Raw genomic sequence first — 14704 nt, 5'->3', positions numbered from 1 at the left:
AGCTTCATCTCCGTCCAGTCCCTTAATTATCTCGGGTTAAGGTTTTTTAGCGTAGGTCGGCTTCGAGCGTCCTTTGGTCGTAATCCGACATAAACCTGTTGTAAGCACGAGAGACTAAACCGCAGTTTTTGCCCGTTTATAGTATATGTTAGCTTTTTTATGGATATTAAAAGAAACTTTCAGGAACAACTATAACGTCCCCTGGGAAAATTGGATCGTCAAGTTTGACATCCTCAATTTCAATTTCTTTATCTTCAATTTTTCTTATTATTTTTATGGATCGTGTTGAGGCTTTGGGAGTCAGACCTTTTGCCGTCGTAATGGCTTTTAATACAGTCATATCCTTTTCATAGCTGTAAGCGTTAGGATGCCCAACTTCTCCAGTGACATAAAAGAGATCCACTTTAGATATAAAAATAGTATCACTGTCCTGTATGATTACATTAAGCTTGCTGTCGCCGGATTCGGTTAGTTCTTTGATATTGATTTTTATGTTTTCTTCTTTGCCACCCTTTTTTCTGGTAATTATGGCAAATTCGCCTGCTTCAGGCATAAGCCCTTCAGCCTTTGAAATCATCTCAAGGATTGTGTTGGTTTCTCTTAGTTCATATACTCCAGGTTTTTTGACCTGACCAAGAATGGTGACTTTTTGACTCCTGTATTCTTCAACAAAAACAGAAACTTGTGGGTTTCTAATGTATCCGGCTGAATAAAGAGATGCTATCTTTTGTGTAGCCTTATCAATGGTCATGCCACTGATATTTACAGTGCCGATTAACGGAAGAATAATTGATCCCTGATCACTGACCCTGACCTTTGAGTCAAGATCCGGGTGATCGTAAACTGATACCTTCAGAGTGTCTCCACCACCGATTGCATAATCATTAGCTGATGCCGTCGATGCCATCAACAGAAAGGTTAAGGCAATTGAGATAAATAGATAATTAAAAATAATCATTCCTGAATTGAAAATAGCTTGGTTTATCTCTGTTTTATTTTTCATACACTTCCTGTTTATACGATGCTTGTTAACACAAAACCGGCGGAGGAAGCTAAAGGACTTTTCCTGCGCCGGTATTATATTTTTGATTAATTATCACAAGGCTGCAAAAGAATCACATTCTGTTATTCCGGAGATGATCGGAATTCGGAAGCAATTGAAAATAGTAGATATCCAATCAAGTCCTATATGACCCTGACGCTTATATTTACTTTTTAGCGAGTCCTTCATGCCGGACATTATTATTATGATCTTTTGGGCTTTCTGCTGCTTCATCAATTATATTGCCGCTGTGATCTTAACCATATATGTGTTGTTTTCATAGTCGTAATTTGTTGTTGTATCAGATTCCGCGTCTCTTGTTTTATATGAATAAACCAGATCTGATGTCAACCAATCTGTGAATTTATACTGAATCTTTGGAGAAATCATATATATATCGTCTGTTCTTGAAATATTATTATAATCCAGATTTTCCCATCTAAGCTCAATACTTGCCATTATTTTTGTCGTAATTTTTTGATTATATCCCAATCCGAGCATTGTTGAATCTATATAGCTGCTGCCTGCAATATCAGATTCCTGATTCGATTTAGCTCCGCGGCATGAAATCCCGGTACTGCTTGTAAAGTTATGATCAAGTGAAACTTCGGTCATAAAGCCATCAAAGTCATTTTCTGTATCTTTATCAAATTCTCTGGTTAAATATCCTACCTTTATATTGCCTTTTGACTTTGCTGTTATATCCCATTTAACTCCAGTAAAATACCTGTTCAAATTACTGTCAGATAAATTTTCAGAAGTATCATCATCATAATCTACATCTATATGATCATAGCCAGCATAAATGGATGTTTTGGACATTATGGCGTAAAAAAGATATCCGGATAATCCCATATCCTGTCTGTCTTTGTAACTGTTTCTGTTTTCTGTGTAATGCACATTATATGTTGACCCACCAGCTCTCACCATTATTTTAGGGGACAGCTCATATGAGATCATTCCATCAACCAGATTGTTTTCATATTCATCAAGAGAAGTGGACACGCCTTCTCCTCTTGAATCATGAGACTTCAGATATTGATCAACAATGTCGAAGCTTAACCCACCTTTTAAATTATATTGTAGTCCCCCTTCTGCAAGATGAGACGTGGAATTTTCATCATCATTGTTCGAAAATATTTCAAATTGAGGGGAATAGAGGGCATATGCCTGATATCTATTAAATGTTTCAGCCTTGAACCTTGTGTTAATAAGCCCTCCAGGTATGTTGCCAGATACTTCTTTAACTGATATTGACTCTTTTGTCCCTGGTAATGCCAACCATAATCCAGGGGATATAACAGTTATAAAATCCTCTTCTTTGTCTTTTGTATTATAGATATTGTCATTATATGATTCTGACAAAGATATGAATGGATGAAAATATCCAGATTCCTTACCAAAAATATCTCCGCTTATTCCCTTGGTTTCCTCGGCAAATATATTTGACGCCATCACAATGGTACAAAGGCAAATGATACCAAAAAGTTTTTTTAAAAAAAATCCTCTATAAGTCATTGATAGGTCCCTTATGAACTCTTTATAAATAATCTCTCGGTAATGAGAGAAAACTATTATGATTTGTATAAAAACACTTAGACTAAAATCTGCCATTTTAACCTTCATACATACCCTCACTATAGGCAGAGTTGCAGAAAGTCCGATTTCAGTCATCCCGACATGACGCTCACATAGTTTTGGCTTTTTGCGAGACCATCAAAATGGCTCATTAATGGATAGCGTAAAAATAGTGTACGCGAAGCTTTCCCGTGCGCTTTTACGTCAAGCAACGTCCACGCCATACCGATGTCATTATTATTGTGGTCTTGCTGGCGTTGCAGGGGTCGCTGGTGTTGCAGGACCTCCTGGGCCACCCGGAATTGCAGGTGTTGCCGGAGTCGCTGGGCTAACGGATTTTTGTCCACCACCGCCGAGGCCACCGCCGCCAATCTGACCTGAAATTGGAGAACCCGCACCGCCTACACCTGCGCCCAATCCTGGATCATCTCCAAAACCGAGGGCTTCATCTTTCTTAATTTTGTTTGAGGCATTAGGTATAGCTCCGAAACATTTTTCGGTAATTTTGCTAATGTCGTCCGAAGGTAATGAAGACACCTGCGACAGAATATCATTGGATACACCACCAGAGCTAAGACCGCATATGGCTATATTTTTGTTATCGTTCGAAACATTTTTGTATACAATGGTTGCAATTGAACTCGGAGACTGACCTATCTCTAATCCTGCGGCTGTAATAGAGGAAATTGATTCTCCTTTATTAATATATTCTTTTAATGTCTCTTCGAATCCAATTTTAGCAATTTGGGCCTTAAAATCTGATAGCCATTTGGGGTCGAGTTTAGCCTGGGCAGAAAAAGAATTAGATGCAATAAATAATAATGTGAAAACTATTCCGAAAGTAATTTTAAAAATACGCATGATAGCCCTTTCTTGTGTTGTGTTGATAAAAATATGCCAAAAAAAATTCTTTTTTGTTGTCTAATAAAAAATGATGGTCTCGCAAAAAGTCAAAAATGGGCGGTGTCGTCATGCCGGACTTGATCCAGCATCCAATATTATTAGATATTTCTGGATTATGGCCTGCGCCGAAATAACAGAAATCTAACTTTATGCGACTTTATCAATATTGATGATCTCGCAAACAGTCAGAAAAGGGTTTTATCACCATGCCGGGCTTGATTCGGCATCCCGTATTTTCAGACAGTTTTGGATTCCGGCATGCCCGGAACGACGGAAATCGGACTTTTGCTATTTTCTCAATGTTATCCTTCTGAATTCCGTTATCATATCAATTAAAATGACTCAATAGCCTATCTTCCCGATCTCAAAAAAACAGTGTTAAAAGTCATGACTAATATTTTGAAGTCAAGGATAATTGACCATGAATCAATATATTTTAAATCAAGTTTTATCCAGTTATCAAATGAAATATCGTTTCTGTTTTTTGCGATCTGCCACAGACATGTTATTCCAGGCTTCATTGATAGTCTTCGCCTGTGCCAAATTTCATAGCTATTGACTTCTGATGTTATCGGTGGCCTTGGGCCCACAAGGCTCATTTCTCTTTTTAAAACATTAATGAGCTGCGGTAACTCATCAAGATTTGTTTTTCTTAAGAATGCTCCGATATACGGAATTATTCTTGGGTCTTGTTTTATTTTGAAAACTGGTCCATCAGATTCATTTTTGTCTTTTAAAGAATCTTTAAGTTCTTCGGCGTTTTCAACCATTGTTCTGAATTTATATACATGAAACTTCCTACCATGAAGACCAAGTCGTTCCTGTTTAAAAAAAACAGGGCCGGGAGAACTTAGTTTGATTGCGATGGATGTAATAAGAAAAAAAGGTGAGCATATAAGAAGTATTATAATGCTCGCGACAAAATCAAAAAGAGATTTTAAAAAAAGCGCCCCTTCATTTGGTGTTGTCATGTGAAGGGACATTGTTGGGGTTCCTGCAAGATTCTTAAATTTTATAGTCGCGATATCAGGTTCATACATAAGATAATGGAGTTGCCAGTCCGGTATAATTCTAACATGAACTCCCATGTCTTCTGCTGTTGCAATATATAGGTCGGCGTTTTCAATTATTCTTAAAGGTATTGCAAATACAATTTCATCCACAATATTTTCTATGAGATGTTTCTCCAGATCGTGGATGCAACCTATTATTTTGTAGCCGTTTACAATTGATTTACCAATATTATTAGTTCCAGTGTCGAGGCAGCCAAGTATTTCATAATCGTTTGGTGTTTTTTCTTCGATCCCTTTTATTAAATCCACGGCTCTTTCTTTAGTGCCGACTATGATAATGTGCTTTTTATTATCAGTGACGAAACCACGTTTTTTGCTGATTTTAACAATGAACAGTTTGCTAATACAAAGCAGTAAAACATCATAAAATAGAAATGTTACAATAATAAATCTGCTGATACCCTCAATTTTCAGAAGATAAAAGATTGTGGATAGAATGGTGGCTGATATCACAACGATTTTCAGTGTATTTGTTAAAATATCAAGCCAGCCTAACTCATCAGAATATATATAATTTGGTGCCCAGGTAAAAACTATGTACCAGATAATAATTATCAGGAGGATCAGGAAACTATAAGTTTCACTTGAGAATCCAGCGTAATGATCGGAGTATGCAACCTTTTTTGTGATTACAGCTAAAATAAACGAAATACAGGTAATGAAAATATCAAGCAGCTTATGCATGCTTGATATAAAACGTTGTTTTTCTCTCAGCATAGTTATTTCTTTAAGCTAAAAAATTGAAATAATAATTAATATAGTAGTAGATATCATGTTTTTATAGTTAATATAATGACGTGAATTTTTTTCTATCAGATATTAGAATGTTTTTTTGTTGTCAAGTACTTTAAAAAGCCGTTTAGATTTTTACGAATAAAAACGCTATTGATTATATATTTTTAATGTTATTTAATGGTTGCAAGTCGCAACTGATATTAATTTTTTATCCGAGCAATCGGATTTTTTTGGGGAAGGTCGGATTAGAGGGTTATTTGCTCGTAATCCAACCTCGTGACCATTGTGGATTACGAGATTAAAGGATAATCAACTTATCTATGCTGAGCGCGGTCTCAGTTGAGGTTTTCAAAATAACTCCTTCTCCACCGCTTCGGGGGAGAAGGAATGAAAAACTCTGGTTTATGCCCGTTTTCATTATATATATCTTATTAAATTCTGACAGTGTCGCAAAAAATTCAATTATTGTTATTCCGGCGCAGGCCTGAAAATATTGGATGCCGGATCAAATCCGGCATTACGCCGACGCCTTTTTTTGACTTTTTGCGAGACCATCAATTCTGATTTCACTCTGGTTTTCAATGAACCATGCATATGTTTTCTCTATGCCCTTTTCAAGGGAGTTGCTCGATTGCCAACCCAGATTATTGATTTTTGAAACATCCATTAGTTTTCTTGGCGTACCATCTGGTTTGCTTGAATCAAATAATATTACACCTTTAAACCCTATGGCTTTTTTAACAAGTTCGGCGAGCTCAAGAATTGAGATATCAGAGCCTGTACCAATATTGAACAAAGGTCTGTCAAGTTTATACTCTGAAGTATCTTTTTTCATAACAAATACGCAGGCATCAGCAAGATCATCGACGTAAAGAAATTCTCTTTTAGGAGTCCCTGTACCCCATACTGTTACTGAATCATCTTTTGATAGCATAGCTTCATGAAATTTTCTTATGAGCGCCGGAAGAACATGGGCGTTTTCAAGATCAAAATTATCACCTGGGCCATAAAGATTCGTAGGCATTACAGGAATAAAGTCTGTCCCATATTGCCTGTTATATGCCCAGCACATTTCAATTCCTGATATTTTGGCGATTGCGTAAGGTTCGTTTGTCGGCTCAAGCATTCCTGTAAGCAGATCATCTTCTTTCATAGGCTGAGGCGCAAATTTAGGATAAATACACGATGATCCTAAAAAAAGAAGTTTTTTGACCTTGTTAACGTAGCTTTGATGAATGACATTGTTTTGAATCATCAGATTTTCATAAATGAATTCAGCAGGGTAGATGTTGTTGGCATGAATACCTCCAACTTTTGCCGCAGCAAGAAATATATATTCAGGCTTTTCAGCTGAAAAGAACTCATCAACCTGAGTCTGGTTCTTAAGGTCAAGTTCATTTGATTTTCTAACTATAATATTTGCATAGCCTTCTGATTTCAACTTGCGAACAATCGCAGATCCAACCAGCCCTCTGTGCCCTGCCACATAAATTTTTGAATTTTTTTCCATAACCTATTTAACCTTGATCTAAATTATACTGCATATATATTTAAAACGGTCATAAACTGGGGGTTTTATCCCTCTCTTGTTTTAGTATGTCTCTACTCATTTTTTTGCCCTTTCAGGGCAGAATATCTCAATCAAATTGGACAGCCTTAACTAAACGGCACCCCGTATTCCGTCCAAAAATCACCCTTTCAAAGGGGGCAGGGGGGATTTCTATAATGATATCACACCATGTATATACACCGGCTACTCATGATAATTGTAAGTCCTGAACCCGCCAATCTTACAATGATGATCCTTTTCAGCTTCCCTCAAATCAGATGCCATCATTTCCTTAACAAGCATCTCAAAGGTTATTCTTGGCTTCCATCCAAGCTTTTCCTTCGCTTTTATCGGATCTCCAAGCAGGGTATCAACCTCTGTTGGCCTGAAATACCTCGGATCAACCCCGACAATCTGATTTCCGGTCGCGACATCAAAGCCCTTTTCATCAACTCCGGTGCCTTCCCATCTCACCTTTATTCCAACTTCTTCGCAGGCGGCCTCAATAAAATGACGAACCGAAAACTGCTCACCGGTTGCAATTACGTAATCTTCGGGCGTTTCCTGCTGGAGCATGAGCCACATCATTTCGACATAATCCCTGGCGTGTCCCCAATCTCTTTTTGAATCAAGATTTCCAAGATAAACCTTGTCCTGTAGGCCCAGCTTTATTCTTGCGATTGCCCTTGTAATCTTTCTTGTTACAAAGGTCTCTCCTCGCAATGGCGATTCATGGTTGAATAGAATGCCATTGCAGGCATACATTCCATAAGCCTCACGATAGTTTACGGTGATCCAGTAAGCATACATCTTGGCAACAGCATATGGAGAGCGCGGATAAAAAGGAGTTGTTTCTTTTTGTGGAATTTCCTGAACCTTTCCGAAAAGCTCGGATGTAGAAGCCTGATAAACCCTTGTCTTTTTTTCAAGACCAAGAATTCTTAATGCCTCTAGAATTCTTAAAGTACCAAGAGCATCACAGTTTGCCGTGTACTCCGGCGATTCAAATGAAACCTGAACATGGCTCTGGGCAGCAAGATTATAAATTTCGTCAGGCTGAACTTCCTGGATGATTCTTATCAGGTTTGTTGAGTCCGTAAGATCGCCGTAATGAAGAATAAAATGTCTGTTTTCTATGTGTGGATCTTCATATATATGGTCAATTCGGCCAGTGTTGAACATTGAAGCCCTGCGTTTAATACCGTGTACCTCGTACCCTTTTGATAAAAGAAGTTCCGAGAGATACGCTCCGTCCTGACCTGTTACACCTGTGATTAATGCTTTTTTCATTTTGAATTAAACTCTAATATTTTCTAAGGTTCCAATAAGAATCAATCTACCATTTTATCATTATATCGTAGGTCGGATTAGGGCGTCCTTTGCCCGTAATCCGACATGGTTCTATAATTAAATTATTTTCGTTCTCGCGTGGGAATGCATACCGGCCAATATAAAAATTTCGGTAGCCCTGATCTCTGAAGTAGCCGCCGATATACCAAACGTACAAGATAATATTTTGATTAAAGCCCCGTAGGGGCTAAATATTTGTAGTATTGTAGCATTCTTAGATTTAGCTCCGTAGGAGCGACATATTTGTGAAGTTAATATGCCGCTCCTACGGAGCTGATCAAACAAAGGGTGAAAAGCTATTTGCAGCATTTTATCCCCTAATATCTTTTTTAATTTGTTCCCATGAGAGAACAGTTACCTCACCAGCCTCTATCTGTGCAAAACGTTTTTCCGCAATAGCAGCCCAGGCATCGTCAACTTCATCATCCTGAGTTTAGTCAAGATTTGAAATCAGACAATGTGATAACACGGCCTGCTCTTGAATAGACATATCTTTGATATTTTCAAGAATCTGCTTCATTTTGTCTGACATAGCAACTCACCTTATTTTAATGCATAATTCATTCTATAAATTTGACAAAATCAATGCCGAATCATAAAAAAAGTTCATTTGATTTCCGTAGGTCGGATTAGGGCGCTCTTTGCCCGTAATCCGACATCTTTATTCCCCCTTTGTAAAGGGGGGCATGGGAGATTTCCCTGAAAGGTTTTTCCCAAATCTCTCTCTCATCAACTGCTCAATAAAAAGCACAACAAACCTTGGATTATGCTTAAGATACCTTTTCCATAATCTATCAGGTTCACTCGCGAATCTGAAAACCCATTCAATTCCCAAATTCTGCATCCATATAGGAGCTTCTTTCTTGTCTCCGCTCAGAAAATCAAAGGCAGCACCAACTCCGATCATAACGCAGTTTATCCTGTTTTTGTGTTCAGCCATCCAAATTTCCTGTTTTGGACAGCCAAGTCCGACAAAAAGAATCTTTGCTCCGGATTCATTTATCTGAGCTGTATATAAGTCATCTTCTTCTTGTGTAAGCGGCCTGAAAGGAGGAGAGAATGAATAAGCTGTTTTAAGTTCAGGAAATTTTTTCTTAAGAAAAACATTAAAATTATCAAGCGCGTTCTGGCTTCCGCCATAAAGCCCTATTGGTATCTGTTTTTTTTCGGCTTCCTTGCATAATTCCAAAGTAAGGTCAGTTCCCCGGACATGAGAAGCTTCTTTATGCCCCAAAAGTTTTTGAGCCCAGACAAGGGGTTTGCCGTCGGGTACTGTGAGGTCTGCGCTATTGACTATCTTCGCATATTCAGACTGATCATAGGCTTCCATGCACATGTGGACGTTGGAAACGCAGACATATTTGCCTGATTTGTTTTTTGTCCAGTTAATGACAGTAATTAATGCTTTTTCATGATTTGTTATATCAGACAGCATTTCAAGAATTTTTGCTTTCATCATATTAATTTGATCCTCTTTTATGCTCTTCAATAACTTCATTATATATATCCATCAGCATTTCATAATTTTTTTCAGGGGTGTATTTCTCTTCATAGGTTTTTAAGGCATTTTCACCCATTTTTCTGCATTCTTCAGGATGTTCAAAAAGCCATCTGGCTTTATCTGCAAGATCTTTAGGATTTCCAGATTCAAAATGAAGCCCATTAACACCATCTTTGATTATTTCAGCCATGCCGCCAAGTCTTGAGGCTAAAACAGGAATACCAAGTGAAAAAGCTTCAGCTATTACCATTGGAAAATTTTCATAACAAATAGAAGGAAGAACAATAAAAGATGAATCGTTCATTTTATTAATCAGTTTTTTTTTGTCCAGCATCCCATGAAAATGAAAATTTTTTTTGCCTTTTTTAATAGCAGACTGCATCAGCGGGCCATCACCAGCAATAATTAGCGAGTAAGGCAGGTTTTGCCAGGCATCCATAAGAGTATCAACGCCTTTTTCTTCTGATAATCTGCCAGCAAACAGAGCAAATGGTTCTTGTGATTCTGTATCTGGAGTAACAGTTAGGTTTTTACCTGTGAAGTTGGGCTTTACAGTTATTTTGTTTTCAGGCAATCCCGCCTGAATAAATTTAGACTTAGAGAATTCGCTGAGAGCTATAAAACGATTTACCTTGTTTTGCCAAGTCTTTTTTCTTTTATGAAATTCAATCATAAAAGCAACAGATGCGCTTCCAGGGATGGAATTTCTGTAGCACCTGTTCAAAACAGCCTTATAAGGAATTTTGTTAATACATTCTTCGCAAATATGACCATCACGCATTAATAATGCGTTTGGGCAGATTATTCTGTAATTATGCAGAGTTTGAACAATAGGTATATTATTTTCTATGCAGGCGTCATAAACAGACGGAGTTATAAGAGGGAAGAAATTATGGACATGAACAATATCAGGAGCATATCTTTTAATAAAATCTCCTATTTTTTGTCTTGATCCATTTGAATAATGAATATTCAGAGCGCTTTTAATCTTAGGCAATGTTCCTGAAATTGAGTCGTTTGTTAATGAAAATAATTCTGCAGTATGATTATTCCTGAGAAGGTTATTTTTTTCAGCATCAACAACAGCATCTTCACCGCCTGAAAGTTGATAGTAATTATGAACTATAAGGATTCGCATTGCCCAACCTGGTTATTACTAATATTTTCATAGACTTTTTTAACAACCGAAGGCCAGTAATACTGTTCAGATTTATTTAAAGTCCCTGTTTTTAGATCCTTATATAAAAATTTGTCATCTGACAGTTTGAAAAGTGCTCTAGCTAATTCATCAATAATTTGAGATGCACATTTGTAATTTGTATTAATCTTGATCCCGCACGTACCATCAACAATGACCCCAGGGCCACCAATATCGAGGCAAACAACTGGCAGGCCGTGTATCATGGCTTCTAAAACAACCATCCCACCTGAATCGTGCAGACTTGGGAATAAAAAAATATCATGTTTACTGTATATATCTGAAAGTTGCGCTTGATTAAGCCAGTTTATCCATATTGTTTTGTGGGATATATTCAGGGTATCAGTAAGCTTTTTTAATTTGTAGTATTCCTGACCTTCCCCAACAATTGTGAATGTCGCATCAGGGTTGACCTTAGAATATTTTTCAAATGCACGGATGCCAATGTGTAATCCCTTCCAGAAAATAAAACGGCCTATAAAAAGTATTCTGTTAGATTTGTACTTATTGTCGATTTTAAGATTGCTGTGTTTGAAATCTGAGCTAATGCCGATTGCAAGTTGAATTTTAGTTTTTTTATGAAAAATTTTAGGAATAAGCTTTTTTGACTGATTTGATGTAACTAAAATAAAAGACGCAGATTTAAATGTCTGCCTCATCAGAGGATCAAGCCTGATGAAGCAATTTGCTATATCTCTTGCAAAATCAACAATCCATCCTTTTATCCCAAATGATTTTCTTAATTGGAATGGTGCGGTTTCGCCACCGGCAACAGGACCAAAAATAAAAGGTATACCCAATCTGCCCATAAAACTTGGCTGTCTTATTGAAACAAAAGTAACGTGATGGACCAGATTAAATTGTTGTTTAATATGGATTTTTTCAACAGCCTTAAAGGCAAACCATTGCCATAATAGATAATAAAGGTATATCCCGCCTTTGATATTTTTCCATTTCATTATAGAATCAGGCAAATCATAATAAATGAAATGTAGTTTGTCCGAATATTCAGCCTTTTGTAATTCTGCTTCGATAACATTCCTGTTATTCGCTCTTGTAAGAACCCAGACTTCGTGTCCTAATTTTACAAGTTCAATCGCCCAGTTCCATCCGACTCCTGGTTCAGAGCCTTTGTTCGGCTCACATGCATAGGCAGAGAGAAGTATTTTCATATTAGACTGTTTTTCCTGAGATTGCTGATTAGAAAAGATGCGTATGTATCCTGTTTTATAATTGATTTTAGTATCAAGTCGTAATGATAAAATAATATAAGCAGTTCAGCTTGTTTTTTGTTTAGACAATGGAATTCCAAGTATCTGATAATTTGATTGTTTTTTAAAAATCTTATCATTGACCATTCTTTTCCAAATAGAAAACTCTGCATTAAATGAAAATGGCATAAATCATATAAAGGAAGACCGAATTCATTGGCATTTTCCCAATCTATGCAGCAGAGCTGATTATCATGCTGCATTTTGATATTCCAGGGGGCAAGGTCACCATGAACAAATACAGAGTCAAAATGGCAGTCAGCTGAAAACCTTTCAGTTAATTTAGATAATCCACGATTAAGCTTTTTATCTAAACTGATTGTTTCAAGCCCTTTCCTGAGGCTATGACCTATCTCAAGAAAAGATATTTTCTTCCCTGTTTTTGGCATTTTGATCAAAAGGTCAATGTGTTTATCAGTAAGAGATCTCTTGTATAAATACCCATTAGCATAAGTCTGGCTGGAAATGCCATTGATTGAATCAAATTCAATTACAGCTGGTGCATTGATCTGATATCGTGAAAGCATATTCAATGTTTCTGCTTCTTTGATGATTGAATGATTAGCTCCTTTTTCAATAGGAATTTTATATATGCACTCAGGCTTTAAAGAAATTGAATCCAGGACTGTTATGACGGCTTTACGTTCATACCCCGGAGTTCCGATATAAATAAGAAGTTCTTTTTTGCTATTCCCAAAGGCTTTACGCAAAAAATCATGCTTATATATGAATCCTATCTTTTTAACCTGAGGCAGATGTTGAAGAAGATTGAGGCGATAGAGAATAACCAGAAACCTCCATTTAATTAAAGCCATCAGGCTGTATGGCCGCCACTCATTCAATATAGAGCATAATGCATTTATGCCTTTACTTTTTGCTGGAATAATCCATCTTGGCTCTCCCTTGCTATGGATAACGAGATAACGATTAATACCGTTTTCACTCCCTGTATCGCATAATGATAAACCGATTTTTTTTAATATGTATTCTACAGGAGATGTATCTTTCATCTTACAAATGTCTTTGCTTGAATCTGTTTGCCATATGGGTAAGTATAGCCTTGTTTACGTCATTTATTACCTTATCGGCAGGTTGGGACGCATCGATTATTAAGCTGTTTTTTAGTGTTGAGGCTAATTTTAGATATTCTTTGCATGCCCTCTGGCTTTCTTCAAAAGGGACTTCCTGTTTTCTTTTCTGAATTTCCTCCGGACTCGCGTTTAAAAAAATCCATAAGTCTGGTTTTGGTATAAGAGAGCCAACAAATTTAGCAATCTTCATTGAAGAAGCAAATCTGTAGCGCTTGGGATCAACGAGCAGATCGTGATAATATCGGTCAAATACAACAAATGATGATCTAATTAGCCTTGGTTTTATTTTAATAAAATATCCGAAAACATAATCTGTTAAAAAGTATAGCAGCTTAAGGTACGACATCAGAGGCGTTCTTGGAGGTTCATTGTGCGGGTTTAATACTGGCCCGGCATTCCCTTTTGATCTTTTAAAAACATCTGGTTTCAGGTGAAAATAATCCTTGTTTCTGAAAGCTGGTTCAAGATCTTTCCTGACAGCATTTATGACAGTACTTTTACCAGATCCGTCAGGCCCCATGATTACTACAAAAAGTCCGGTAGGCTGACAGATTCTTTTCAGCAGCCTGAATATTTCGTTTGTAAGATTCTTTGATGTATAACGAAGTGTTCGATGAAGCTGATCTTTAAGGTGTGGGAGCTTTTTTTGCAACGTTGCCTGATTGTTTGTTTCAAAAGCAGTTGAAATAACGCCTTGATCATATGGACTCTGCCAGAATCGTTTTATCTGATTCAAGCATGATTCAGGTTCTTCATTCCATAGCTTTTTAAGAAATAAATACTGTTTCTGATTAATACTTTTTTTATCTGTTTTTTTTAGAAGATAATAAATGAAATTCATTTCTGTGGAAGGAACAAAGAACTCGATCTCGATATGGTTTTCTTGCACGTTTTTAGCTTTGGTTATAGAGCTCAGTATTTCATCCGATTTAAGAAACTTTTTTCCATTTCTGAGATAATCTGAGCATATATCCAGCTTTATATTAATTAATTGGCTATCATTCTGTTTGAATAGTACAAAATAATATGCACATTGTTCATGTTGAAGCATTTGAACAAGACAAAGCTCATTATTATCAGAAAAAAAAGATATAATTTTATTTATCTCTTTGGCAGGTCTGCTTTCTATGACTATATCAACGTCGCCTTCAATGTTATAAGAGAATTCAGATGTGTTACCTACAATGCAATATTTAATTCCTTCATCTTCTAAAAAGCGAGTAAATATATTAAATATTGATGTATTTGAGTATTTATAATGCATTGTTTTTATCTCTTTTTTAATAACTTTAGCGGGATTACCAGTGGCAATAGAGATTGCAGGGATACTTTTGTCACTATTTATCCTGCTCCAATAATTGTATTATCACCTATTTGAGCACCAGGGATACCTATAACTCTTGTACTCACCAG

At 36.8% G+C, this 14704-nt stretch carries 11 protein-coding genes and 1 pseudogene; all 12 read right to left on the bottom strand.

Going from position 1 to position 14704, the window contains the following annotated elements:
* Window positions 1–166: 166 nt before the first annotated feature.
* A complete protein-coding gene (locus K245_RS0107840) occupies window positions 167–1003 on the bottom strand; it encodes a polysaccharide biosynthesis/export family protein (protein ID WP_051283973.1) in 837 nt (278 codons plus the stop codon).
* Window positions 1004–1279: 276 nt separating this feature from the next.
* The gene (locus K245_RS0107830; protein WP_084156171.1) at window positions 1280–2716 is read right to left on the bottom strand and encodes an outer membrane beta-barrel protein; all 1437 of its coding nucleotides are present in this window, start codon (window positions 2714–2716) and stop codon (window positions 1280–1282) included.
* A gap of 141 nt (window positions 2717–2857) precedes the next feature.
* Complete coding sequence (locus K245_RS0107825) at window positions 2858–3481, bottom strand: hypothetical protein (protein WP_027358837.1); 624 nt, start codon at window positions 3479–3481, stop codon at window positions 2858–2860.
* A 392-nt stretch (window positions 3482–3873) separates the two neighbouring features.
* Complete coding sequence (locus tag K245_RS0107820) at window positions 3874–5313, bottom strand: sugar transferase (protein ID WP_027358836.1); 1440 nt, start codon at window positions 5311–5313, stop codon at window positions 3874–3876.
* Window positions 5314–5848: 535 nt separating this feature from the next.
* Complete coding sequence (fcl, locus tag K245_RS23580; protein ID WP_051283972.1) at window positions 5849–6841, bottom strand: GDP-L-fucose synthase; 993 nt, start codon at window positions 6839–6841, stop codon at window positions 5849–5851.
* Window positions 6842–7084: 243 nt separating this feature from the next.
* Window positions 7085–8170, bottom strand: coding sequence for a GDP-mannose 4,6-dehydratase (gmd, locus tag K245_RS0107805; protein ID WP_027358835.1), 1086 nt, complete (start codon window positions 8168–8170; stop codon window positions 7085–7087).
* A gap of 370 nt (window positions 8171–8540) precedes the next feature.
* Window positions 8541–8648: pseudogene (locus K245_RS28535) on the bottom strand (addiction module protein); the annotation flags it as partial.
* Window positions 8649–8891: 243 nt separating this feature from the next.
* On the bottom strand, window positions 8892–9689 hold the full coding sequence (locus K245_RS23575) for a WecB/TagA/CpsF family glycosyltransferase (protein ID WP_156906739.1): 798 nt from the start codon (window positions 9687–9689) through the stop codon (window positions 8892–8894).
* A gap of 1 nt (window position 9690) precedes the next feature.
* Window positions 9691–10869: a glycosyltransferase family 4 protein gene (locus K245_RS0107785; protein WP_027358833.1), complete on the bottom strand. Its 1179-nt coding sequence runs from the start codon at window positions 10867–10869 to the stop codon at window positions 9691–9693.
* Window positions 10854–12101: a glycosyltransferase family 4 protein gene (locus K245_RS0107780; RefSeq protein ID WP_027358832.1), complete on the bottom strand. Its 1248-nt coding sequence runs from the start codon at window positions 12099–12101 to the stop codon at window positions 10854–10856. The genes K245_RS0107785 and K245_RS0107780 overlap by 16 nt, the downstream gene beginning before the upstream one ends.
* A complete protein-coding gene (locus K245_RS0107775) occupies window positions 12098–13210 on the bottom strand; it encodes a phosphotransferase (RefSeq protein WP_027358831.1) in 1113 nt (370 codons plus the stop codon). The genes K245_RS0107780 and K245_RS0107775 overlap by 4 nt, the downstream gene beginning before the upstream one ends.
* Window position 13211: 1 nt before the next feature.
* Window positions 13212–14555 carry a hypothetical protein gene (locus tag K245_RS0107770; RefSeq protein ID WP_027358830.1) on the bottom strand — a complete coding sequence of 448 codons (1344 nt, stop codon included), beginning with the start codon at window positions 14553–14555 and terminating at the stop codon, window positions 13212–13214.
* Window positions 14556–14704 lie beyond the last annotated feature (149 nt).

Origin of the sequence: Desulforegula conservatrix Mb1Pa, from assembly GCF_000426225.1 — a bacterium.
GTDB lineage: Bacteria > Desulfobacterota > Desulfobacteria > Desulfobacterales > Desulforegulaceae > Desulforegula > Desulforegula conservatrix.
This window is presented reverse-complemented; position numbering and strand designations above follow the sequence as displayed.